The sequence below is a fragment of the Thermoflexus hugenholtzii JAD2 genome (assembly GCF_900187885.1).
GTDB lineage: Bacteria > Chloroflexota > Anaerolineae > Thermoflexales > Thermoflexaceae > Thermoflexus > Thermoflexus hugenholtzii.
On sequence record NZ_FYEK01000071.1, the window covers coordinates 39,009 to 61,047 of the forward strand.

Annotated in this window: 22 protein-coding genes; 21 read left to right on the top strand and 1 reads right to left on the bottom strand. The window is 65.6% G+C overall.

What is annotated here, in order from left to right; translation table 11 throughout:
* Positions 1-61 precede the first annotated feature (61 nt).
* The 14 genes from CFB18_RS12830 to CFB18_RS12895 all read left to right on the top strand — a co-directional run bounded on the left by CFB18_RS12830 (position 62) and on the right by CFB18_RS12895 (position 13,877).
* Entirely contained in the window at positions 62-1,675 is a 1,614-nt protein-coding gene (locus tag CFB18_RS12830; protein WP_088572193.1) for a thiamine pyrophosphate-binding protein, read from the top strand.
* A complete protein-coding gene (locus CFB18_RS12835; protein ID WP_088572194.1) occupies positions 1,672-2,805 on the top strand; it encodes an ATP-grasp domain-containing protein in 1,134 nt (377 codons plus the stop codon). Before CFB18_RS12830 ends, CFB18_RS12835 begins: the two co-directional genes overlap by 4 nt.
* 64 nt (positions 2,806-2,869) lie before the next feature.
* Complete coding sequence (locus CFB18_RS12840) at positions 2,870-3,058, top strand: hypothetical protein (protein ID WP_088572195.1); 189 nt, start codon at positions 2,870-2,872, stop codon at positions 3,056-3,058.
* Positions 3,059-3,091: 33 nt separating this feature from the next.
* Positions 3,092-3,874, top strand: a complete 783-nt coding sequence (locus tag CFB18_RS12845; protein WP_088572196.1) for a glycosyltransferase — start codon at positions 3,092-3,094, stop codon at positions 3,872-3,874.
* Positions 3,871-4,242, top strand: a complete 372-nt coding sequence (locus CFB18_RS12850; RefSeq protein ID WP_088572197.1) for an SMR family transporter — start codon at positions 3,871-3,873, stop codon at positions 4,240-4,242. The genes CFB18_RS12845 and CFB18_RS12850 overlap by 4 nt, the downstream gene beginning before the upstream one ends.
* Before the next feature lie 50 nt (positions 4,243-4,292).
* On the top strand, positions 4,293-5,609 hold the full coding sequence (locus CFB18_RS12855) for an NAD(P)/FAD-dependent oxidoreductase (protein ID WP_088572198.1): 1,317 nt from the start codon (positions 4,293-4,295) through the stop codon (positions 5,607-5,609).
* 45 nt (positions 5,610-5,654) lie between these two features.
* Positions 5,655-7,136 carry a sugar transferase gene (locus tag CFB18_RS12860; RefSeq protein ID WP_088572199.1) on the top strand — a complete coding sequence of 494 codons (1,482 nt, stop codon included), beginning with the start codon at positions 5,655-5,657 and terminating at the stop codon, positions 7,134-7,136.
* A gap of 449 nt (positions 7,137-7,585) precedes the next feature.
* Positions 7,586-8,560, top strand: coding sequence for a TIGR00269 family protein (locus CFB18_RS12865; protein WP_088572200.1), 975 nt, complete (start codon positions 7,586-7,588; stop codon positions 8,558-8,560).
* A gap of 3 nt (positions 8,561-8,563) precedes the next feature.
* Positions 8,564-9,499: a cobalamin-binding protein gene (locus tag CFB18_RS12870; protein ID WP_088572201.1), complete on the top strand. Its 936-nt coding sequence runs from the start codon at positions 8,564-8,566 to the stop codon at positions 9,497-9,499.
* Between the two features lie 111 nt (positions 9,500-9,610).
* Positions 9,611-10,138, top strand: coding sequence for a hypothetical protein (locus CFB18_RS12875; RefSeq protein ID WP_088572202.1), 528 nt, complete (start codon positions 9,611-9,613; stop codon positions 10,136-10,138).
* A complete protein-coding gene (locus tag CFB18_RS12880) occupies positions 10,135-10,752 on the top strand; it encodes an NUDIX hydrolase (protein ID WP_088572203.1) in 618 nt (205 codons plus the stop codon). Before CFB18_RS12875 ends, CFB18_RS12880 begins: the two co-directional genes overlap by 4 nt.
* 28 nt (positions 10,753-10,780) lie before the next feature.
* A complete protein-coding gene (locus CFB18_RS12885) occupies positions 10,781-11,461 on the top strand; it encodes a deoxynucleoside kinase (RefSeq protein ID WP_200808220.1) in 681 nt (226 codons plus the stop codon).
* Positions 11,462-11,561: 100 nt separating this feature from the next.
* On the top strand, positions 11,562-12,509 hold the full coding sequence (locus CFB18_RS12890) for an MBL fold metallo-hydrolase (protein WP_088572204.1): 948 nt from the start codon (positions 11,562-11,564) through the stop codon (positions 12,507-12,509).
* A 51-nt stretch (positions 12,510-12,560) separates the two neighbouring features.
* Positions 12,561-13,877 carry a zinc ribbon domain-containing protein gene (locus tag CFB18_RS12895; RefSeq protein WP_088572205.1) on the top strand — a complete coding sequence of 439 codons (1,317 nt, stop codon included), beginning with the start codon at positions 12,561-12,563 and terminating at the stop codon, positions 13,875-13,877.
* A gap of 51 nt (positions 13,878-13,928) precedes the next feature.
* Here the strand turns inward: CFB18_RS12895 and CFB18_RS12900 are convergent, their stop codons facing one another.
* Positions 13,929-15,119 (bottom strand): CRISPR-associated protein Csx3, encoded by a 1,191-nt coding sequence (locus CFB18_RS12900; RefSeq protein ID WP_088572206.1) that lies wholly within the window; start codon positions 15,117-15,119, stop codon positions 13,929-13,931.
* A gap of 46 nt (positions 15,120-15,165) precedes the next feature.
* Here CFB18_RS12900 and CFB18_RS12905 point away from each other — a divergent pair, with 46 nt between their 5' ends.
* From CFB18_RS12905 to CFB18_RS15125, 7 genes are all read left to right on the top strand, one after another.
* Positions 15,166-16,047, top strand: a complete 882-nt coding sequence (locus CFB18_RS12905; protein ID WP_088572207.1) for a CRISPR-associated ring nuclease — start codon at positions 15,166-15,168, stop codon at positions 16,045-16,047.
* 192 nt (positions 16,048-16,239) lie between these two features.
* Positions 16,240-16,653, top strand: a complete 414-nt coding sequence (gene csx15, locus CFB18_RS12910) for a CRISPR-associated protein Csx15 (RefSeq protein WP_088572208.1) — start codon at positions 16,240-16,242, stop codon at positions 16,651-16,653.
* Positions 16,643-17,449 (top strand): CRISPR-associated endoribonuclease Cas6, encoded by an 807-nt coding sequence (cas6, locus tag CFB18_RS12915; protein ID WP_088572209.1) that lies wholly within the window; start codon positions 16,643-16,645, stop codon positions 17,447-17,449. The genes csx15 and cas6 overlap by 11 nt, the downstream gene beginning before the upstream one ends.
* A 21-nt stretch (positions 17,450-17,470) precedes the next feature.
* Positions 17,471-19,717 (top strand): Cas10/Cmr2 second palm domain-containing protein, encoded by a 2,247-nt coding sequence (locus CFB18_RS12920; protein WP_088572210.1) that lies wholly within the window; start codon positions 17,471-17,473, stop codon positions 19,715-19,717.
* Positions 19,695-20,342, top strand: a complete 648-nt coding sequence (locus CFB18_RS12925; RefSeq protein ID WP_088572211.1) for an RAMP superfamily CRISPR-associated protein — start codon at positions 19,695-19,697, stop codon at positions 20,340-20,342. Before CFB18_RS12920 ends, CFB18_RS12925 begins: the two co-directional genes overlap by 23 nt.
* Positions 20,339-21,535 (top strand): type III-D CRISPR-associated RAMP protein Csx10, encoded by a 1,197-nt coding sequence (gene csx10, locus CFB18_RS12930; protein ID WP_088572212.1) that lies wholly within the window; start codon positions 20,339-20,341, stop codon positions 21,533-21,535. Before CFB18_RS12925 ends, csx10 begins: the two co-directional genes overlap by 4 nt.
* A complete protein-coding gene (locus tag CFB18_RS15125; RefSeq protein WP_143597618.1) occupies positions 21,535-22,038 on the top strand; it encodes a hypothetical protein in 504 nt (167 codons plus the stop codon). The genes csx10 and CFB18_RS15125 overlap by 1 nt, the downstream gene beginning before the upstream one ends.
* Position 22,039: the final 1 nt, after the last annotated feature.

Below are 22,039 nucleotides of genomic sequence, written 5' to 3' on the forward strand. Positions count from 1 at the left end.
AGGATCCAGGGATGGTCAGGGACATTGTGGAAAGGTTCCCAAGCAGGGAAAGGAGTCATCCATGAACGGAGCCGCGCTTCTGGTGGAAAGCCTGCAGCAACAGGGCGTCTCGGTGATCTTCGGTCTGCCGGGCGATGAAGTCGCGTTCTTCGAGGCGCTCCGGGGCAGCCCCATCCGGTTCATCACCGTGCGCCATGAACAGGCTGCCGCCTTCATGGCGGATGCCTACGGCCGGCTGACCAGGTGCCCAGGGGTCTGTTTCTCCACCCTGGGGCCTGGGGCCACCAACCTGGCCACCGGCCTGGCCAACGCCTTGCTGGACCGCTCCCCCGTGGTGGCCCTCTCGGATCAGGTCCCCACCGATCAGATGCGCTCGGGGGTTCATCAATATATCGACCTGACGGCCATGTTCCAGCCGATCACCAAATGGAGCGCGGTGATCCGCGACCCGGAGCTCATCCCCCCCACCCTGGAATACGCCTTCCGGGTTGCCCGGGCGGAACGGCCCGGACCGGTGCACCTCACCCTTCCGGTGAACGTGCTGGAGCGGGAGTGCTTCCTGTTCCAACTGGGCAGCGAGCTTCCAGAACGTCCGCTCTCCCGAGGCGGTCGTCCGGACCCCCGGGCGCTGCAACAGATGGCCGCGTGGCTTCGCGAGGCCCGGGCCCCGGTCCTGCTCGTGGGCAATCTCCCTCTGCGCGCAGGGTTTCTGGAGGCCCTGCGCCGTTTCATCGAAGCCTACCAGATCCCAACCCTGACCACTTATATGGGCAAGGGAGCCCTGCCCGAGGACCATCCCCTCTGTCTGGGGGTGATCAGCCGTCACGCCCGGGGGGAGCTCGTGGGCCTGTTCACCGCATGTGATCTCATCCTCACCATCGGCTACGATGAGGTGGAGGGTGTCAAGCCCAGCCTGTGGATGGTCGGGAACCACAAGCGCGTGGTCTGCATGGACAGCGTAGTGGAGGGGGAGAGCCCGCTGCTCTCCGCCGACCTCACCCTCGCCGGGGATGTGGCGGCGATCCTGGAAGAGCTGACGGCCCTCGCCCCGGCCGACCGCCAGCCCTGGCTGGAGGTGACCACCGTGCGGGAAGCGATGCAACGGCCCCTGCAACGGCCGCTGGCGGAAACCGCCCCGCTCTCCCCTGCGGCGATCACCCGGACGCTGTCCCGTGTACTTCCGGATCGCGGTGTGATCACCGTGGACGTCGGGCTCAACAAGTATGCCATGGGCCTGACCTATCGCATCCGGGGAAGCCAGCGGATCCTCTTCTCCAACGGGCTTTCCGCGATGGGGTTCGCGCTCCCCGCCGCCCTGGGCGCTCGCCTGGCATGCCCCGAGGAGCCCATCGTGGCGGTCAGCGGCGACGGCGGGTTCCTGATGAACGTCCAGGAGCTGGAAACCAGCGCCCGCCACGGGCTCCCGGTGATCGCCCTGGTGCTGCGGGACAACGCCCTGGGATTGATCCACCGGATGCAGATGGCGCGCTTCGGAGATGCCGTGGGCACCACGCTGGGGAACCCAGACCTGCCGACCCTGGCCGCCGCCTTTGGTGCGAGGGGCATCACCGTGGACAGCGTGGACATCCTGGCGGACGTCCTGATCGAAGCCCTCTCCTCCCATCAGACATGGGTAGTCGACATCCCAACTTCCTATGAGGGATGGCTCCAATGAAGAAACGTCCGAAGCGCATCCTGTTGCTGGGCGCAGGGGGACCACCGGGGATCAACGTGATCCGCTCCTGGCGGGAAGCCCCTGAGCCCTTCTACATCGTGGGAACCGATATGAACCCCTTCCATCTGGAATGGGTGCCCGCCGACCGGGTCTATCTGGTCCCACCGGTCGATCACCCCGATTACCTGGATGCGATCGCGGAGATCGTGGAGCGCGAAGGGATCGACCTGATCCACGCCCAGCCCGATGTGGAGGTCCGCGCCCTCTCGGAGAACCGGGAGCGCTTTCCGGCCCGTGTATTCCTTCCGCGGAAGGAGACCATCCGGCTGCTCCAGGACAAGCAGGCTTCGGCGGAGCGCTGGCGTCAGGCTGGGATCCACACGTTCCCCACGGTGCCGGTGGAAACTCCGGAGGATCTAGAGCGGGCGGTGGAGATCATCGGGCTCCCCCTCTGGTTGCGCGCCCGAGAGGGGGCAGGGGCGCGGGGCGCCACCCTGGTGGAGCGCATCGAGACCGGTATCCACTGGATCGCTTACTGGCGGTCGCGGGGCGTGCGCTGGGAGTTCATCGCCCAGCCCTACTTCTCCGGCCGGGAGTTCGCCTGGCAATCCCTCTGGAAGGACGGGCGGCTCATCGTCTCCCAGGGACGACAGCGGATCGAATACATCTATCCCCACTTGGCGCCCTCCGGCCGCACGGGGACCAGCGCCGTGACGGTGACCGTGCATGACGAGCGGGTCAACGAGGTGGCTACGCGTTGTGTGCTGGCGGTGGATCCGCAGGCGACCGGGGTGTTCAGCGTGGACCTGATGGAAGACGAGCGGGGCAACCTGTTCCCCACTGAGATCAACGCCGGCCGCTTCTTCACCACCACGTATTTCTACACGCGGGCGGGCTGCAACATGCCCTATTATATGATCCGGCTGGCCTTCGACGAGCCCCTCCCGGAGCTCCCCTCCTATAACGCCCTGCCAGCTGGCCTTTACTGGATCCGTCACATCGACTGCCCTGCCGTCCTCGTCCCCCACGGTGCCTTGCGGGTTCAGCGGGAGCCCAGCCTGGCCTGGTTTGATGGAGCACAGTCCATGCAGGCCATCGAGGCAATGTGGCGTGCCCCCGCGTCGCCATAAACGAAGTGATGGATGAGAAATCTGTTCCCATATTCCCCTCGTTGCCAAGGAGGAGTGAAGCGCTATGAAACATGTGAGGCCTGAGGAACGATTGCAGGCGCTGCGAGCGGAGATCGCCCGGTTGATACGCGATGGGGACGATGAGGAGGGGCTCCGTCTTCGTGCCCTGCTGGCGGAACTGGAGCGCTGGGAAGCTGTGCGGCTCAACAGCCGCCCCACCCCCTGGCTTTCCAGGGATTCCCTGCCCCAATAGGTCCTCTGAAATCTACTATGGAGGGAAAGCGTCTTGCCCAGTGAAATCCGATATACCCTGATCATTCCCTGTTACAACGAGGCGGAGACTATCCCTCATCTCCGGGAGGCCCTCCGGCCCGTGATCGAGCAGCTGAAGAGCGATGGAGGGGTGGAGGTGCTTTTCGTGGACGACGGGAGCACCGATGGCACGGGGGATCTCCTGCGAGCGATCTTCGCGGGCTGGCCCTTCGTGCGGATCCTAAGCCACCCCCACAACCGGGGTCTGGGGGCTGCGTTGCGCACCGGATTCCAGGCGGCCCGCGGGGAAATCGTGATCACGACCGACAGCGATGGGACCTATCCCTTCGAAGAGACCCTCACGCTGCTGCGGCATCTACGGGAGAATGTGGATCTGGTGACCGCCTCGCCGTATGCCCCCGGTGGAGGCATCGAGGGCGTGCCCCCCTGGCGGCAGCTGTTCAGCTTCGGCGCTTCGTTTCTCTACCGGCTGATCTTGCACTCTCCGGTGCGCACCTACACCGCCCTCTTCCGCGCCTACCGCCGCCGTGTCCTGGAGGCGATCTCCATCGAGTCAGACGGCTATGTCGCGGTGGCGGAGATCATGGCCAAAGCCATCCGCCGGGGGTTTCGCGTGGCCGAATATCCGACCACCCTGCGAGTCCGCCGCTTCGGGCGCTCAAAGATGAAGATCCTGCGCACCATCCTGGCCCACCTGCGTCTGATGGCCCACCTGATCTTCCCGGTGAGGGCTGCGCCCTCCCTTCCCACCGGTCCTCTCCAGATGGCGGACAAAGAATCCGGAGGTCTTCGATGAGGGGAGCGCTGGGATATCTGCTGGTCAGCATTGTGTGCGCCGTCATCGGTCAGCTCCTGCTGAAACAGGGCATGCGGGAGATGGGCCCGGTGACCCTGAGCCTGTCCGGGCTGCCGGATCTGATCCTCCGCCTGGCCACCAGCCCATGGGTGGTGGTGGGGATGAGCCTGTATCTGGGAGGAAGCCTGTTCTGGCTGACGGCGCTGTCGCGGATCGACCTGAGCCTGGCCTACCCCTTCGCGGGACTGAACTACGTGCTGATCGTCATCGCCTCGTATCTGCTGTTTGGGGAATCCCTGAGCCCTCTCCGGGTGATCGGCGTGCTGCTCATCGCCCTGGGGGTCAGCCTGGTAGCCCGTAGCGCGTGAACGCGATTTTTAAGCCGCCTGGCCCTCTAGGCCAGGCCCCGGGAGGGAAGATGCGCATCGCAGTGATCGGGGGCGGGATCGTAGGGGTGAGCCTGGCCTATTTCCTGAGCCGGGCCGGGCATCGGGTGGTCCTGTATGAAGCCAGCGACCAGCCCGGCGGCCTGGCCGGGACCATCCGGCTGGGCGATGTGGAGGTGGATCGCTTTTATCACACGATCCTCTCCAGCGACACCCATATGCAGGCGCTGGCAGCGGAGCTCGGGATCGCGGACCGGCTACGGTTCCGTCCCACCGGATCCGCTTTCTTCCACGAGGGCCGGCTCTATCCGATGACGACCCTGCGGGATTTCATGGCTTTCCCCCTCCTGCGGACAGCGGATCGGATCCGCCTGGGGCTGACGATCCTCGCGGCCTACCTTCACCGGGATTGGCGCCGCCTAGAGGAAATCAGCGTGGAAGAGTGGCTGATCCGCTGGGGCGGCCGGCGGGCGTTTCACCATCTCTGGCGGCCGATGCTGCGCGCCAAGTTCGACGGGCGCTTTGAGGATCTCCCCGCCACCTACATCTGGGCTCGTCTGATCCGCACCCGCTCCACCCGCCGGGGGGTCTCCCAGCGGGAGATGGCCGGTTACTTGGTCGGCGGCCATATGACCATGATCCGGGCGATGATCCGAGCGATCGAGGCCACCGGCGGAGAGATCCGGCTTCGAACCCCTGTGCGGGAAGTGCGGGTGGAGGAGAACCGGGTCCGTGGCGTCCGGATCGATGGGGTAGTGGAGCCTTTCGAGGCCGCCGCGATCACGCTACATCCTCCCCTCGTCCCTCCCCTCCTCCCGGACGTTCAGGGATCGTGGGTGGAAGATCTGCGCGCCTGGCGCTACCTGGGGGTGATCTGCGTGCTCCTGGCCCTGGACCGTCCCCTGACGGATTACTGGACGGTTTACATCACTGATGAGTCCGTGCCCTTCACAGGGGTGATCGAAACCACGCATTACATCGATCCGGCGGATGTGGGGGGCCATCACCTGGTCTACCTGCCCAAGTATGTGGCATGGGATTCCCCCTGGCTGCAGCGGAGCGACTCCGAGATCCTGGAGGCATGGCTGGAGCATCTCCAACGGATGTTCCCCTCGTTCCATCCGAGCTGGGTGCGCCACGCCCGGGTCCATCGGGAGCGCTACGTGGAGCCGCTCTTCCACCGGGGCCAGTGGCGGCGGATCCCCCCTCTCGTCACCCCGGTGGAGGGGCTCTTCCTGGTCAACCTGACCCAGATCTACCCGGCTCTGACCAATGGGGAATCCCTCACCCGACACGCGCGCCGCTCGGCCGAGGAGATCACGCGACATCTGGAGGGGGGATCCCTGTAAGCGGCTCTGCCCGGAAATCGAGAATGAGACAAGGGGAGCTTGAGGATGCGTCCGGACGTCTTGCCTTCCGAACTGATCCGCGTGAGATCGTGGGAAGAAGCCCGGGAGCTGGAATGGGTGGGGCTGCGGGCCGGCCTGGTCCTGGCGGACAGTTTCGCCCTGCTGCTGGCCTTCTTCTGCTCCTACTGGATCCGCTTTGAGACCCGGCTGCCCATCTTCTATCAGCCGGAGAGCCCGCCGGTTCGGTATTACGGCCTGCTGATGGCTGCCCTGATCCCCGTGTGGCTGCTGATCTTCGCCGCTCACCGCCTTTACGCGCCCGATCATCTTTTCCATGGAACATCAGAATACATGCGGGTGATCCAGGCGGCCAGCGTGGGGATGATGGCGGCTATCGTCGCCAGCTTTATGGAGCCTGGCCTGGTGATCGCGCGAGGCTGGCTGCTGCTTTCCTGGATCCTCTCCATCGCCCTGGTGGGATGGGAACGTTTTCTGGTCCGGCGGGTTGTCTACGCCCTGCGGGCTCGAGGCCGGCTCCAGGTCCCCGCGCTGATCATCGGGGCGGACGAAGAGGGGCGCATGGTCGCCGAGCAGCTTCGATCGTCTCCGATCTCCGGGATGAACCTGATCGGCGTCCTCGATCCCCACCTCCCACGCGGGAAGGAGGTGCTGCCCGGCCTGCCGGTGCTGGGCACACCGGCGGATCTCCCCCGCCTCGTGGAGCAGCTGGGGATCCGGGAGGTCATCGTCTCCGCCAGCGCGCTACCCCGGGAGGCGCTGGTGGAGCTGTTCCGCACCTTCGCCTTCCATCCCCAGGTCAACCTGCGTCTTTCCTCGGGCCTCTATGAGCTCCTGGCTACGGGAACCGAGGTGCGGGAGGTGATGGGCGTTCCCTTGCTCTACTGGCGACGGCTCCGGCTCTCACCCCTGGAACAGATCCTCAAAGCGGTGATGGACTATACCCTGGCCGCCGGGGCGTTGATCCTTCTCGCTCCCTTGATGCTGCTCATCGCCCTGGCCATCCGGCTGGATTCCCCCGGCCCGGTGTTCTATCGGCGGCGCGTGGTGGGGCTGGGCGGGAAGCTCTTCGACGCCTTCAAGTTCCGCACCATGGTGGTGAACGCGGAAGCCCTCCTGGAGCAGAACCCGGCGTTAAAGGAAGCTTTCCGGCAAAACTACAAGCTGCGGGACGATCCGCGGGTGACGCGGGTGGGGCGGATCCTGCGTCGATGGAGCCTGGATGAGCTGCCGCAACTCTTCAATGTGCTGCGGGGGGAGATGAGCCTGGTGGGCCCTCGAATGCTGACGCCGGAGGAGATCTCCCGCTACGGGCGCTGGGCGCTGAACCTGCTGACCGTCAAGCCCGGCATCACCGGGCTGTGGCAGGTCTCGGGGCGGGCGGATCTGCCTTACAGCGAGCGGGTGCGCCTGGACCTCTTCTACATCCGCAACTACAGCCTGTGGCTGGATCTGGCCATCCTGGCTCAGACCATCCCCGCCGTGATCCGGAAACGGGGGGCCTATTGAGCGGATCTATCGAACGAGGCCCCTTCGGTTTCAGGACGGCATCCGTCATCCCGATGTTTCGGGCAAAGATGGGGATGCCCCCGGCGCCGAAGGGATGCGGGGGGCGACCACCTCCCCGCGCCGGGCCTCATACAGCCCTACCCCCAACTCCTGGGCGATCACGTCCGCCCCCGCGTAAACCGCCCACCCCAAGGCAGCTGGAACGACCGGCTCCGGGAACCCTTCCCACCGCAGTCAGCTCCGGAACCCCGTATCCCGGATCCGCTCCAGTCGCCCCCCCGCTGACCCTTGAACCGCAAACCCTCCGCCGGATGCCCGGAGATGAAACAAGCCGGCGAGATATTCGACAAAAGGACTCCTCCTGTTTAGAATGGCGCTGGACTCCCGACAGAGCAGGATCTCAAGGGGCTTGGGCGATTCAAATCGGGCACGAGGAGGGATCTTCGTCCATGGCGATCCGGTGTCGGAAGTGCGGCCGCGAGGCGGCCATCATGATGCGCCAGCACCGCCTGGCTCTCTGCGAGGAGCATTACCCAGAGTGGTTCGTGGAACAGACCGAGCGCACCATCCGGATGTTCCGGATGTTCGATCGCTCGGAGCGCGTGCTGGTGGCGGTCTCAGGGGGCAAGGACTCCCTGAGCCTGTGGGATGTGCTGCTGCGCCTGGGCTACGCGGCCGACGGCCTTTACATCGGCCTGGGCATCGACGGTGGCATCCGCTACTCCGATCAATCCTATGAGAAGTGCCGTCGCTTTGTGACCGAGCGCTGGCCCGGCGCCCGCCTGATCGTGGTGGACGTGAAAGAGGTCTACGGGGAGACCATCCCGGAGGTCGCTGCCCGGACCCTGCGCGGCCGGGACAAGCCGTGCGCGGTCTGCGGGCTGATCAAGCGCTATATCATGAACCGCGTGGCCTACGATGGGGGCTACGCCGCCCTGGCCACCGGTCACAACCTGGACGACGAGGTGGCGGTGTTGTTCGGCAACGTGATGAACTGGCAGGTCGGCTACCTGGCCCGCCAGGGCCCGGTGCTGCCCGCCTCCCGCCCCGGCTTCGCCCGCAAGGTGAAACCCTTCTGCCGCTTCTACGAGCGGGAGACCGCCGCCTACGCCCTGCTGCGAGGCATCGACTACATCTACGACGAATGTCCCTACGCCGAGGGCTCCACCAGCATCGCCTACAAAGAGTGGCTGGCGAAGCTGGAGGAGGAGCGCCCCGGCACGAAGCTCCGCTTCTACCTGGGCTTCCTCAAGGCCCGGGAGGAGGGGCAGATCCGCTTCGCGACCGACGAGGCGGAGCTGCACGCCTGTGAGAAGTGCGGGCAGCCGACCTCCGCGCCCGGGATCTGCGCCTTCTGCCGGCTCTGGGAAAAGCGGCGGCCCGCCCGCGCCGTCGCCGCCCCCGTCCTGTCCACGGAGGGCTGAAGGATGCGCATCGTCTCCCTGCTTCCCGGAGCTACCGAGCTGGTCTGCGCCCTGGGGCTGGCGGAGCACCTGGTCGGGGTCTCCCACGAGTGCGATTTTCCCCCGGAGGTGGTGGCCGGTCTTCCCCGCCTCACCCGCAGCACGCTGCCGGAGGGGCTGACGGACCCCGCTGCCATCGACGCGGCCGTCCGGGAGAAGGCCCGGCGGGGCGAGCCCCTTTACGTCATCGATGAAGCCCAGCTGGCCGCGCTGGAGCCCGACCTGATCCTCACCCAGGCCCTGTGTGAGGTCTGCGCCGTCCCCATGGGCCAGGCTCTCCGGGCCTCGGGCCGGCTTCGCCGGCCGCCCCGGGTGATCGCCGTCAATACCTACCGCATGACGGATCTGTTCGAGGCTCTGCAACAGATCGGCGAGGCCGCCGGGGTGCCCAAGCGCGCGGAGGATCTCCTCCAGACATGGCGGCGCCGGCTGGCCCGCGTGGAGGATGCCGTGGCCGGCGCCCCCCGACCGCGCCTGCTGCTCCTCGAATGGCTGGATCCTCCCTTCTGCTGCGGCCACTGGGTCCCCGAGATGGTGGAGATCGCCGGGGGGCGGGAGGTCCTGGGGCGCCCGGGGGAGCCCTCCCGCCGCATCCGGTGGGAGGAGGTTCTCGCCGCCGCGCCGGACGTCATCGGCCTGATCCCATGCGGGTATCACCTGGCCGACGCGGTCGAATCCTATCCCCTCCTCACCCGCCTGTCCTTCTGGCCGCAGATCCCAGCAGTGCGCAACGGGCAGGTCTATGCCCTCGAGGCCTCCGCCTACTTCAGCCGTCCGGGCCCCCGCACCATCGATGGGATCGAGCTCTTGGCTGCCCTCCTCCACCCGAATCGCTTTCACACGCCGCTTCGGGAGCAGGCCGCGCGGCCGCTGGAGGCCGCTGAGATCCTCCGAGGATAATCGGCCGGGCATCCTTCCCGCATGGAGCAACCTGCCCCGGGGCTTGCTGGCCGGCCCCATATGAGGAAAATTCTCCCTGGATCCTTCAGACCGCGAAAAGGAGCGCGCTGGATGGAAGAGCCCCGGACACCGCGCCTGCGGGATCCGCTGATCGTGCTTGCTGCCCTCGCCCTGGCCCTGATCTGGGGAGTCAACGCGCTGACCAACCGGGATCCCCTCTGGTTCTGGCCCTGGCTGAACGCCCAGGCCGCCGAGATCCGGATCACCACAGGCGGTCGCGAGGTGGCCTTCGTCCCCGGAACCCCGGGATACGACCGGTTGAACGCCGCCCTGAACCAGGCGCTCTCGGGCCTCAATCTCGAAGGATATGAGCCCCAAATCGGCCTCTCTGAAGCCACCCTGGCCGAGTATCGCCACGGACCGCAGTCCCTGGTCCTTTGGGTTCGCTACGACCCGCCGGTTCAGATCCACACCGCCTTTTTCTTCCCCCGCGCCGATCTGCTGATCATCCCGCTGCAGGGACCCCACGCCGAGCTACGACCCGTGTTCGGCGCCCTGCACGGCGTGATCCGCCTGGGCGCCCTGCGATTGCGGGATCGCCGGATGCTGGAGGAAGCCGTTCGGGAGGTGCTCCCGTGAACCGACCCCTGATCGCCCCATCGGAGCTGGAGACGCTGACCGCCCGCTTCGGCCCTCAGCCCCATCACCACGCCGAGGTGATGGTCGGCGACGGCTGGTGGGACGAAGCGCGCCGCAGCCTGGATCGGCGCCGTGGGGAGGTGCTCTTAGTGATCCAACGCCCGGAAGGTGAGATCCTGGTCCACACTAAAGCGTTCTACCCCCCGCAGGCCTATCGCCTCCCCACCGGCGGCATCGGCTGGGGGGAGACCGCCTGGGAGGCGCTGCATCGGGAGATGGGCGAGGAGACCGGCCTGCCGGTGCAGGCCGCCGAATGGTGGGGGCTCATCACCTACACCCTGTATCCCTCCGCAGACCGCCGGGACCTGGGGACGCCCTTTGTCTCTTTTGTGTTCTACGTTCGCACCGAGGGGGAGCCCCGACCCGCCGACCTCAGGGAGCAGATCGCCGCCTTCCGCTGGGTTCGGCCGGAAACCCTCCCCGAGATCGCGCGGCGCCTGGAATCCCTGGACCCGCCGTGGCGCGGCTGGGGAGCCTTCCGGGCGGTGGGCCATCGCTTTGTGTGGGAACATCATGGAGCCCGCCTGAGGTCCGCCCGGGCGGGCTTGTCGTAAAGCATAGCCCTCCTCAAAGGAGGAAACCTTGACCGACCACGGGATTTTCGGGAAGAAGTTCATCGCCATCGCCGGGAACATCGGGGTGGGGAAGTCGGCCCTGACCGAGCGGCTGGCCCAAGCCCTGGGATGGGAGCCTTTCCTCGAAGCTGTGGATGACAACCCTTACCTCGCCGATTTCTACCGGGACATGGCCCGCTGGGGCTTCCATTCCCAGATCTTCTTCCTGAGCCGCCGGCTCCGGCATCACGTGTTGCTGCTCCAACGCCCCCACTCGGTGATCCAGGACCGCACGATCTACGAGGATGCGGAGATCTTCGCCAGAAACCTCTATGAACAGGGGGATCTGAGCGAGCGAGACTGGCGGGTCTACCGGGAGCTCTACGATGCGCTGCTGATGTTCCTGCCGCCGCCCGATCTGGTGATCTACCTGCGGGCCTCCGTCCCCACGCTCCGGCACCGCATCGCGCTGCGCGGACGAGCCTTCGAGCGGGAGATCCCTTCGGATTATCTGGAGCGCCTGAACCGGCTCTATGAGGATTGGATCCGGCGGTTCGATCTCTGTCCCGTGCTCACCATCCCGGCGGATCGGCTGGATTTCGTGCAACACCCCCGCCACCTCCGCTTGATCGTGGAGAAGGTGATCGAGAAGCTCCAGGGGAAGGAGGAAGTCACGTTCGACGACGCCCTGGCGGATCCCGCGTTCTAAGGGTCATCCGGCGGGAGAGATTTGAGAGAGCCCTCCGGTTGGGGGTAAGATCGGCAGGAGACGAAGAGCCTGTCCGCTGGCTCTAAGGGAGGTGAGGACGATGCCGTATACCCTGCATCCCATCGCCGAAGGCGTCATCGCCATCGATCTTCATTTCCACGGCCGTCCGCAGGTCATCGCGGCCTATTTGATCTACGACGGCCGGGAGGCCGCCCTGGTGGAGACCGGGCCGACCTCCAGCGCGGAGCACCTGCTGGAGGGGATCCAGGCGGCCGGCGCACCCCTGGAGGCCTTGCGCCACCTGATCGTCACCCATATCCACCTGGACCACGCGGGGGCATCCGGGTTCCTGGCCCAGCGCCTGCCCGGGGCGAAGGTTTACGTTCATCCGGTGGGCGCCCCGCATCTGATCGATCCCTCCCGGCTGATCGCCAGCGCCGCCCGGATCTATGGAGACATGCTGGAGCCGCTGTGGGGGAAGGTGATCCCCGTCCCTGCCGACCGCGTGCGGGTGGTTCAGGATGGGGAACGCCTGCCCGTGGCCGGTCACACCCTGGTGGCCTTCGAGACCCCCGGCCACGCCCGACACCACCACGCTTTCCTGGACGAGACCACCGGGCTCCTCTTCACCGGGGACATCGCGGGGGTGCGCCTGCCCGGCGTTCGCTACGTCCGCCCGCCCACCCCGCCGCCGGAGCTGGACCTGGAGGCCTGGTCGGCCAGCATCGCCCGGCTACGGGCCCTGAAGGCCCAGGCCCTGTGCCTGACCCACTTCGGGACGTTCCGCGAGGACATCGAGTGGCACTGGGAGGACCTGGAGCGCCGGCTGTGGGATTGGGGACGATGGATCCGGGAGATGATAGAGGAGAACCGGACGGAGTCCGAGATCCTGGAGGCGCTGCGGACCCGAGCAGACGCCGAGTTACGAGCGGCCGGGGCCGACCCGGCGTTCTACGATGTGGCTGTGAGCTACGAGAGCGTGGTCGCCGGATACCTGCGCTACTGGCGGAAGCGCGCCGAAGCCCTGGCCCCGCGGGCGGAAGGCTGAACCACCCCACACGAGGAAGACGCGAAGCCCGACGACGGAGCGCACACGCGTATGATCGAGTGCATCCCCTGCCCGGCCTGCGGCCGCGAGATCCCGATGGAGGAGGGCGTCTGCCCCCACTGCGGAGCGGCTTTCTGCCCGGCGTGTCGATCCCCCATGCCGGAGGACGCGGATCGCTGCCCCGCTTGTGGAACGGTCTGGGCCTGGTTCTGCAGCCACTGTGAGGCACCCGTCCCGCCGGAAGCAGAGACTTGTCCCACGTGCGGCGCGCCCCTGCGGCCCCGACCCTGCGGCCGCTGCGGGACCATGGTGCCGCCCGACGAGCCGTGCCCGGGCTGTGGCGCCGAACCCTGTCCCGATTGCGGCGCGTGGGTGCCGGCGGACGCCTCCGCGTGCCCGGCGTGCGGGTTGCCCCTGGGGGAGATCTGCGCACAGTGTGGGGCTGCGTTGCCGGAGGGCGCGACCCGCTGCCCGGCCTGCGGCGCGCCAGCCGGGGAGCTCACCTGCCCGCGCTGCGGCCAGCCCGTGGCGCCGGAGTCGGCCCTGTGCCCCGCCTGCGGCGCGATCTGGTGCCCCATGTGCGGGGAGCCCGGCCCCGAAGAGCCCCTCACGGCGGAGACACGATGCCGATGGTGTGGCTTCGCGCTGGCCTTCGCCTGCCCGGATTGCGGGACCGTCCTGCTGAGCACGGCCTCGGAATGCCCGGACTGCGGTCGGGTTTTTCCTCGGTATTGCCCGTCCTGCGAGAAACCCCTCTTCGGCGCGCCGGAGCGCTGTCCATCGTGTGGGGCCTCCATCCCCGCGCCCCCTCCCCTGGAAGCCCGTCCGGCCTCCCGCCGCTTCTCCGGAACCGCCGACTTGGCCGTTTGCCCCAACTGCCGAACGCTCTTTCGCCCATCGGAGGGGCCGTGCCCGTCCTGCGGCCAGCGGCTCTGCCCCCGGTGTCGCGCCCGGCTCTGGCCGGAGGAGCTCATCTGCCCGCGGTGCGGGGCGGAGACCGGCGCGCGCTGCCCCGATTGTCAGGAGATCCTCCCCCTCGGCGCTTCCGCGTGTCCGGCCTGCGGGGCCGAGCTGGCCTTCGCCTGCCCGCGCTGCGAGGCCCGCGTATCCGAAGGGACCGAGCGCTGCCCCCGCTGCGGCCTGGACCTCTCGGGGCGCTGCCCGCGGTGCGGGGCGGAGCTGCCGGAGGAGGCCGATGCCTGCCCGGCCTGCGGGCAGGCCCTGTGCCCGGAATGCGGATCGGCGGTGGCCGAGGACGCCCGCGCCTGCCCGGTCTGCGGGGCCGCCTTCACGTATGTGTGCGAAACCTGCGGCGCGGAGCTGGAGCCGGAGGCGACGGCCTGCCCGCATTGTGGACATCCGGTATAGCCGCAGGCCGGAGCGACACGGCGCGGATCGGCCTGATGTTCCGGAACAGGCTTATCCCGGAAGCGTGGGATCCTCAATGCGCCACACCGTCCCGACCGGGAACGCGGGGTCCCGGGAGGCGATGACCACCGCCTGATTCCCGCGGGGCTCGAAGACCGCAAGGGCCGGCCGGCCGGCGCAGGCGCGGGCCAGGGCGGTGAACAGCCAGAGGGGCAGCTTCCCGTTCAGGACGAGAAGCCCTTCCTCCGGGATCGGGGGCAACAGCAGGCCTTCTGTTTCCTCCCGCTCTACATAGGGATGGCGGAACGTGGCCCGGAGCCGCCACCCCCCCGGCGCGCGTTCGACCGTGAACGCCAGCGGAGATGAACGGTCCGCTGTCCGTTCCTCGCCCTCCGTCGCCCATCGGAAGCGCGGGGGTTCCACCCAGCCCAGCCGGACGTCGAACTGGAAGAAGGGCGCTGGGAGGGCGTGGACGGCGAGGGCGGCGTAGAGCCAGGCCGGGCCGCGACCGTAAAGGGCCAGGGGCTTGCCCTCGGGGAGGAAATCCAGCATCCGGGGCAGATCCTCCGGGGCCCAGCGCGGGGCCTCCCCCTCCCGGCGGATCTCCAACATGCGGGCCAGATCATCCAGGTCGATCACCCAGTCGATGTCGGGGGCCATGGCCAAGTGGTAGCGGCGCAGCTCCTCCGGGTCGTAGCGGAAGAGCGCCGCGATCCGCTCGGCCAGCGCCTCAAAGACCGACCCCTCCGCCATGCGACCCCGCTCCAGGCCGGTGATCACCCCGCGCAACACAGGGGCCTCCTCGAGGATCTGCGAGGAGCCTTCCAGCCGGGAGTCCAGATCCGCGATCAGGTGGAGGCCGTAACGCCGGACGCGCTCCTGCCAGACCGGGCGGGCCGCGGGATCCCGGATGAGGAGGATCGCGTGGGTGACCACGCCCAGGATCCGCTCCTGCTCCGGGGTCGGCATCCCTCCCACATCCACCAGCAGCGGCAGATGGCGACGCCGGATGTCCTGGACGATCCGATCCACCCAGCGTTCATCGAAGGCCCCCTTGATCCGGAGCTGCCGGGCCAGCCGGGGCTCCGCCTCGTGAAACCAATCCCCTTCCCCATCCGGTGCCGCCCGCAACACATAATGGGCCACGCCACGCTTCCGCAAGGATTGTGATAGACTATATGTTAGAACGGATTTACCGGAGTTCGGCGGCCCTCCGATCAGCACAGCGGGAAACAGCTCCATCGGGATCCTCCATATCCGCAAGAGATGGACCTGTGGGAGGTGGGCCATGGAACCCAGACCGGCCAGCACGATGATCGCCACGCTGGGCGGGCAGCCACAGGTGATCACCTTCGCCCTGGACGCCTTGCTGAGCCGCGGTGAGCAAATCGTGGAGGTCGTGGTGTTGCACCTCGCCCCCCAGGATCCCCGAACCCGTCACGCCCTGGAACGCCTGGATCGCGAGTTCCCCAATGATTTCTACGCCCATGCCCGTCGCTCGATCCGCCTGCGCCGGGTCATGCTGAAGGATCTCCGGGGCCCCATGCTGGATATCACGGATGAGCGCGCGGCCGAGGCCGTTCGGATGCAGATGATGGAGATCCTCCAGGCGGAGAAGGCGCAGGGCCGTCCCCTCCATGTCGTGCTGGCCGGGGGACGACGCCTGCTCGCCCTGATGCTCTTCCTCACCGCGGTGGTGCATCTGGATTATGCAGATCGGGTGTGGCATCTCTATACCCCTCGCGCCTTCCTGGAGAGAGCGCGGGACGGCCGGCGGATGCACGCGCGGCCGGAGGATGGCGTGCGCCTGATCGAGGTGCCCTTCCCCCGTTGGGGGGCGGACTTCCCCGCTTTCCGACAGCTGACCTCCCTGCAGCTGGGGCAGATCGAGTCCCCGGCGGATCGGATCGGGCGTTGCCGGCAGGTCTGGGAGCGGTTGACGCCCGCCCAGCGTCGCGTGCTGGCGGAGGTCGTCCGCTGCGAACACCTGTTGCAGGTCGCGGAGGCCCTGCGCCGGTCGCCCAAGACCGTGGACTCCCATCTTGAAGCGATCAAAGCGATCTGCCGCGAGACGTGGGGCCTGTCCTCGGACCATCGTCTCTCCTATCGGGATCTGCGGGAATGGTTCCGCCCCTTCGCGCCGTTCATGGACCTTTCCACAACCCGGTGAGGGCCGGGGCCCGAAATCGCCATCTCCGCGGGCTTCTGCCCTGACGCTTCCCAGGGGCAGGGGGGCCTTCTGGCTCCTAATCGTAGAGGAAAGGTCAGCCCCCACATCCGGTCGTCCCCGGATGCGCATCCGGTCTTTCCCTGATGTCCAGCCTGCTGGGCTCGGCTACACTTCGGGGCAAAGGAGGCCGGCATGATCGTCCTGAACTTCGCTCATCCCCTTACACCGGAACAACAGCGACAGATCGAAGCTTTTGCGGGGCAGCCGGTAGAACGGGTCATCACCATCGACGCCCAGATCGATCCCGCGCGGCCCCTGGTCCCTCAGGTGGCGGCCATGGTGGACCGGGTGGGGTTCTCCCCGGAGGAATGGCAGACCCGGCCCATCTTGCTTCTGTTGCCCTCGCTGAACTACAGCGCCGGGGTGCTGCTGGCGGAGCTTCACGGCCGCATGGGGTATTTCCCATCGATCATCCGGATGCGGCCGGTTCCGGAGGCCGTCCCACCGCGATTTGAGGTGGCGGAGATCATCTCCCTGCAGGCCGTGCGGGAGGCCGCGCGCGCCCGGCGGGGCGCGTCGGAAAGGAGGGAGAGCGATGCGTCTTAAGGTCACGTTGCGCTTCGTGCGTCCGGGCCGGTTGCCCTGGGGCTATCCGGAGTGGCTGCGGGGCCTGGCGTATACGGCGATGCGGCGGGGGTTGCCCCAGGTGGCCCATCGGCTTCACGAGGAGGGGTGGCAGGGCCCGGAGGGGCGCGCCTACAAGCCCCTCACCTACTCGTGGCTGCATGGCCTGCGGCCGGATGGGAGCGGGCTGTGGGCGGAGGGGTCGGTCACCTGGTGGGCCTCCTCGCCGATTGAAGCGGTGGTTGAGGCACTGGCCCTGGGGCTGCTGCTGGAGCCGGAGGTGGCGCTGGGGCCACATCCGGTGCAGGTGGAGCGTATCGAGGTGGTCCCGGCGCCTGAGGTGGAGGGGTCGATGACCTGCGTCACCCTGTCGCCCATTACAGTCTCCACAGGCGAGCGGCGGTCGGACGGGCGACTGGTCAAGCGGTATCTTTCGCCGGAGGAGCCGGCCTTCGCGTCGGCGTTAGCGGAGAACCTGCGGCGGAAGGCCGCGGCGTTTTACGGGCAGGAGATGCGGGGGGAGGTCGTCATCCGACCGCAACCGCCTTATCGCTCCAAGCTCGTGCGCATCCATGACACCGACATTCGGGGGTGGATGCTGCGGCTGACGCTGGAGGGGGATCCGCGGCTGCTGCGCCTGGCCTACGAAGCCGGCCTCGGCGAACACACCGCCAGCGGCTTCGGGATGGTGGCCATGGCCCGAGAGCAATGGGAGAACCCCTCTCCCCATGACGCTCGAATTCTTAAACATTTTGTCCACTTTCGTGCATCTCAATAAAATCATAATCTGGAGTTTGCGATGATTTTAAATTTAATTAATTCGTTTAAATCTGAGTTTTCTGAGAAGCTTTACAGATCAGACTATCTCCTTGCGGACACCCGCATTCCCTGGGTGTCGCTCTATGATCATTTGATACTCACGGCCGGGTTTGCCGCCGCCCTTGCCGAGGAACTTCTTCGACGTGGCAGGACAGCAATGGAGATATGCGGGATAGAGCTTTCACCCTCCGAACTGCGGGCCCTTGCCCGCCTGTGTGGGCTCTTGCATGATCTGGGGAAAGCACGAATCGGCGAAATGGAGTACCGATTCCACGTCCAGAGAAGTGTGGAATATGCGCGGGAGTGGCTTGCTGCGAAGGGTGTGGAGGAGCATCTCCAGGAGATCATCCTGGGCGTAGTGGCGCGCCACCACCTACGAGATGGACCGCAGACAATCCTGGAGAAACTGGTCTGCCTAGCCGATAGCTATGCCTCCGCCGGGGATCGCCCCGAGCTGGCGCGAGCCTATACGGCAACCGAATTCCAGCGGCTTGCAGGAGAAACCCTCCGCCTGGAGCAAGAGCTTTTCGGTGCCGACAAACCTGTTTGCTTGCTTCTGGGCGATACGGACGCCATCAAAAGCTACGTGTACGAGACGAGCACGCTTCCCGAGATCCGCGGAGCAAGTGAAATCCTCCAGGAGCTGGAGGAGAACGTTCGCGGGCTTTTTACGGGGAAGCTCGCTGAAGAAGCCCTCATTTACTGCGGCGGAGGAGGCTTCCTCGTCATCGTTCCCGCAAGTCAAGCGGAAGAGCTAAAGCAAGAGATCGAGCGGCTCTATCTGGAGAAAACCGGTGTTGCCACCATAACGGTCGTCTCCTCAGATCCGCTCGGCTACGCCGACATTGGGCGGGGGCTTGCTCCCTACGACGATGTGCAGGTTCGGGCGCTTTCCGGAAGGGGTGTTGCTGCCGATCTGCTCTTTAGCCACTTTGAGGCACTCCTCGCAGACCGCACGAAACGCAAAAACTTCGGTGAGTTGGTGTCAGCGCTGACCGGTAGGCTCCAGCAGCAGAAACGGGCAAAGGCTACAGCCCCGTTCCTGGAGACCTTACCCGTCCACCGACGGTGTGAATCCTGCGGGAAGCGGGCGGCGGAAGTGCACGACGATGCGCGGGACGAATGGATCTGCGTGATCTGCTCCCAGAAACGGGAGCATGGAAGAGGTGAGCGCCGAGAGTTCGTAAAAGAGTTTGTTCGGTGGGTGTATGAGAACAAGCGTGTCGAGATTCCCGAAAAGACGCCTGATGGAAGGCCCCGTTTTCCCGAAGACCTGGACACCTTAGCCGGATCGGACGGTCGGATTGCCCTTTTCTACGCCGATGGGAACAACATGGGCGACCTCCTGCAACTGATGCCCTCGCCCGCCTCGTATCGCCACTTCTCCCGAATGTTGGAGCAGGCGACCCGGGATGCCCTTTTCTCAGCAATCTGGGCGGTGTTTGACGAAGAGCGCCTGAAGGATCCTGGTAAACCACTGCCCTTCGAAATCATCGCCCTCGGCGGGGACGACATCGTGGTCATCGTGCCTGCACGCTACGGCTGGGCATTGGCAGTCAAGGTCCTTGAAGCCTTTGAGCAGCACCCTGGTATTGAGAAGCTTCAGAAAGAGCTTCAAGGGCGAGTGGGAAACGCCCTGCGCCGTCCTGTCTCGCTCAGTCTTTCCGCCGGGCTGGCGATTGCCGATGTGAAGTATCCAGTGAGCTTTCTCTTCTCGCTGGCCGAAGGACTCCTCAAGGAAGCGAAGAAGCTGGCACGAGAGGTCCATACCAGCACGCTCTGCCACCTCTGGTTGCGGGCGCCGGTGATTTCGGAACGAGCAGATGTGCTGCTGAGCGCCCTGTATGCGCGACAGAGGATGGTGCTCACGGCGCGTCCCTACACGGCGGAGCAGGCGCGGAGGCTTGCGAAGCTGGTCCACAGTCTACAACAACTGCCCAAGGCTCAGCGACACTCGCTGGCGGAAGCCCTCGAAAAAGGCGTGCATGTTTCGCTGAACTATGCCCTATATCAGGCGGCCCGGCAAAAGGAACGCGGCGCACAGCTTCGTAAGGCGTTTCAAGAGCTGGGAAACCTCCTGGAGCCTGCAATGGACGGCTTCTGGTTCTGGCGCTGGACGGACGAGGGCTGGAAGACGGCGCTTCTGGACGCGCTGGAACTCATCGAGCTGGGCGCTGTGCTGGACATCCCACGGGAGGAACATTATGCCCTATCGGCTACAGATTGAGACAAAGTTCGGCCTTGTCTCCGGTTTGCACATCACCGGGGAGCAGAGCAAGCTCTGGACGGACAGAGCTCTGGTAGTGGACTGGCGCGACGGCAAAGTTCCCATTGTTCCTGCGACCACAATCAAGGGCTGGCTCCGGGAGAGCGCAGAGCGAACGCTGCGGGGATGGGGTCAGCGGGTGTGCGACGGCTCTCGCCCCGGAGAGATGTGCAACGCATGCTTGGTTTGCGAGGTCTTTGGATCACCCCGGAGGCGCTCTCCCTTGCGCTTCTCGGATGCCGAGCTTCGTGAGGGCATGGCGGATGTGCGCATGAACGTCTCGCTCAGCCGCCATCGCAAGACCGCGTATGAGGAGCGGCTCTTCTCCACCGAGGTCGCCTGGCAGAGGGAACTTGCGGTGCACATCGAGGGCTGGTTCGGTTCGCGGGCAGAAGCTCAGCAGGCAGCTGCTCTCTTGTATATAGCGGCGAAAGCCGGCTTTGCGATCGGGGCAGCGCGCTCCCGGGGATTGGGCTGGCTCGAGCTGGTGGATTTCACAGCGAGCGTGGACGGCGAGAAACTCCTGGACGAAGACCTTGTAGCACAGAGCAAAGCGCTTGTATCCCGGACGGAGGGTCCTGCATGACGGAATACTTCGTCTGCCTCACGCCCGAAAAGCCCCTGCGCACGGGCACGCTCAAGCCCCGGGGGGATTATCTCGACACGCGGGATTACCTGCCCGGCAGCGTCCTCCGGGGCGCGCTAGCTGAATGGCTCAAGCTAGAGGGGAAAGCAAGCCAGATCGTCCCGACAGTGCAAAAGGTGCGCTTCGGGAATTTCTTCCCCAGTGTTGCAGAGTCTGTATGGGCTTTGCCCTTCCCGATGACGGCACTGGAGTGCAAGTTGCATGGAGGATTTCGGCGCATCCCCAGGGGTTCCACAGAAAAACCTGGACACGGTATCCGGGATAGTCTGCTCATCGCCCTGGCGTATGCAGAGCTGGAACGGCAGGGTGTGCGCTTTCCGGTGCCCATGCTCCTGCGCTGCACCCATGAAAACAAAGGAGAGAAGTGCGGCGGGCGCATGGAACGAGTGAGCGGTTTCTATGCAGCTCTGCCCGAAGGCTGGAGGGCGATGAAGATCGAAAAGGCACTCCAGACCAAGGTTGCACTGAGCCGCCATCGCCGCGCTGCCCAAGAAGGGATGCTCTATCGGGTAATCGGAGTGCGACCGAAAGGCACATTCGTCGGGCGGATCTGGGTTGAGGACGAGGCAATCCTCGAGGAGCTCAAGAAAGCGGTGGAGAGCGTCGGAGTCGGCGCCCTCACGACCCGAGGGTTCGGCGCCGCGCGTCTCAAGGCGGTGGAACCCGGCATAGAGCCTATCGCCGAGCGCCTGCGCACCTTCAACGAGAAACTGCGCGAAGTGTGGCGAGACCTGGCGGATCTGGCCCAGCAGACCGGGAGCCCAGTGCCCACAGAGCCATCGGGGACCTACTTCAGCGTGGACCTGCTCTCGCCCGCTGTCCTCCGGGACCCGCACGGGTTGCCCACGCTGAAGCTCTTTCTAAAGCTCGACGGACAATGGCGGGAGCCGATCTTCTGGGCGACGCAGCATACCTTCGTGGGCGGCTTCTCCACAGCCTGGGGACTGCCCAAGCCCACCTACCTGGGCGCGGCGATGGGAAGCGTGTATGTGTTTCGAACAGAAGCTTCCCAAGAGGAGCTCCTGCCCTTCCTGGAAGACCTAGAAGCCCGGGGCGTTGGGATCCGCACCGACGAAGGACTGGGCGAAATTTTGGTGTGCCACCCATTTCATCAGGAGGTAATGCCGGTATGATGCCAAATATCAAAACTCTTCAGGTTATTGAGCAACAATGGCTGGATCGCGTGGTAGAGCTGGCAGAACAAACGATGCGGTCTTCTAAGGTCTATGGAAAGCAGTGTAAGGATAACCACTGGAGCTTGAAAAAAGAATGTCCAGAGTGCCGAGCTAAAACTTCTGACATACTGCAACGTGCTCAGCTTTCAAATCTTCAGAATTTAGCAAATTCCAGCGATTCAGTTAAAGCGCTGGAGCTATTTATCCGCTATCAAATGGGGCGAAAGGAAGGCAAAGGCTGGCGTTACACAGGCAATAGTGATTCCTCGTTTGGATCTAAGGTGATCGAAGACTTTAACCAGTTAGGTAAATGGTCGGAGCAAATTGCGCGTGACTCCGGCGAAAGTAATCCTAAGTCTGTGCATTTGTGGCTGATTCGGCTGTACTGCGGCTTTTTGAGCCGGTGGTTCGTTGCTCTGAAGGGTGGTGAAGAAGAAGTAGAGGCCGTCGAGGAGGAGTAAA

Excerpts from the sequence above, each read along its gene's own strand:
- CFB18_RS12830 (WP_088572193.1), top strand. The coding sequence starts at position 62 with ATGAACGGAGCCGCGCTTCTGGTGGAAAGCCTGCAGCAACAGGGCGTC.
- CFB18_RS12835 (WP_088572194.1), top strand. The coding sequence starts at position 1,672 with ATGAAGAAACGTCCGAAGCGCATCCTGTTGCTGGGCGCAGGGGGACCA.
- CFB18_RS12840 (WP_088572195.1), top strand. The coding sequence starts at position 2,870 with ATGAAACATGTGAGGCCTGAGGAACGATTGCAGGCGCTGCGAGCGGAG.
- CFB18_RS12850 (WP_088572197.1), top strand. The coding sequence starts at position 3,871 with ATGAGGGGAGCGCTGGGATATCTGCTGGTCAGCATTGTGTGCGCCGTC.
- CFB18_RS12855 (WP_088572198.1), top strand. The coding sequence starts at position 4,293 with ATGCGCATCGCAGTGATCGGGGGCGGGATCGTAGGGGTGAGCCTGGCC.
- CFB18_RS12860 (WP_088572199.1), top strand. The coding sequence starts at position 5,655 with ATGCGTCCGGACGTCTTGCCTTCCGAACTGATCCGCGTGAGATCGTGG.
- CFB18_RS12865 (WP_088572200.1), top strand. The coding sequence starts at position 7,586 with ATGGCGATCCGGTGTCGGAAGTGCGGCCGCGAGGCGGCCATCATGATG.
- CFB18_RS12870 (WP_088572201.1), top strand. The coding sequence starts at position 8,564 with ATGCGCATCGTCTCCCTGCTTCCCGGAGCTACCGAGCTGGTCTGCGCC.
- CFB18_RS12875 (WP_088572202.1), top strand. The coding sequence starts at position 9,611 with ATGGAAGAGCCCCGGACACCGCGCCTGCGGGATCCGCTGATCGTGCTT.
- CFB18_RS12890 (WP_088572204.1), top strand. The coding sequence starts at position 11,562 with ATGCCGTATACCCTGCATCCCATCGCCGAAGGCGTCATCGCCATCGAT.
- CFB18_RS12895 (WP_088572205.1), top strand. The coding sequence starts at position 12,561 with ATGATCGAGTGCATCCCCTGCCCGGCCTGCGGCCGCGAGATCCCGATG.
- CFB18_RS12900 (WP_088572206.1), bottom strand. The coding sequence starts at position 15,119 with ATGGAGCTGTTTCCCGCTGTGCTGATCGGAGGGCCGCCGAACTCCGGT.
- CFB18_RS12905 (WP_088572207.1), top strand. The coding sequence starts at position 15,166 with ATGGAACCCAGACCGGCCAGCACGATGATCGCCACGCTGGGCGGGCAG.
- csx15 (WP_088572208.1), top strand. The coding sequence starts at position 16,240 with ATGATCGTCCTGAACTTCGCTCATCCCCTTACACCGGAACAACAGCGA.
- cas6 (WP_088572209.1), top strand. The coding sequence starts at position 16,643 with ATGCGTCTTAAGGTCACGTTGCGCTTCGTGCGTCCGGGCCGGTTGCCC.
- CFB18_RS12920 (WP_088572210.1), top strand. The coding sequence starts at position 17,471 with ATGATTTTAAATTTAATTAATTCGTTTAAATCTGAGTTTTCTGAGAAG.
- CFB18_RS12925 (WP_088572211.1), top strand. The coding sequence starts at position 19,695 with ATGCCCTATCGGCTACAGATTGAGACAAAGTTCGGCCTTGTCTCCGGT.
- csx10 (WP_088572212.1), top strand. The coding sequence starts at position 20,339 with ATGACGGAATACTTCGTCTGCCTCACGCCCGAAAAGCCCCTGCGCACG.
- CFB18_RS15125 (WP_143597618.1), top strand. The coding sequence starts at position 21,535 with ATGCCAAATATCAAAACTCTTCAGGTTATTGAGCAACAATGGCTGGAT.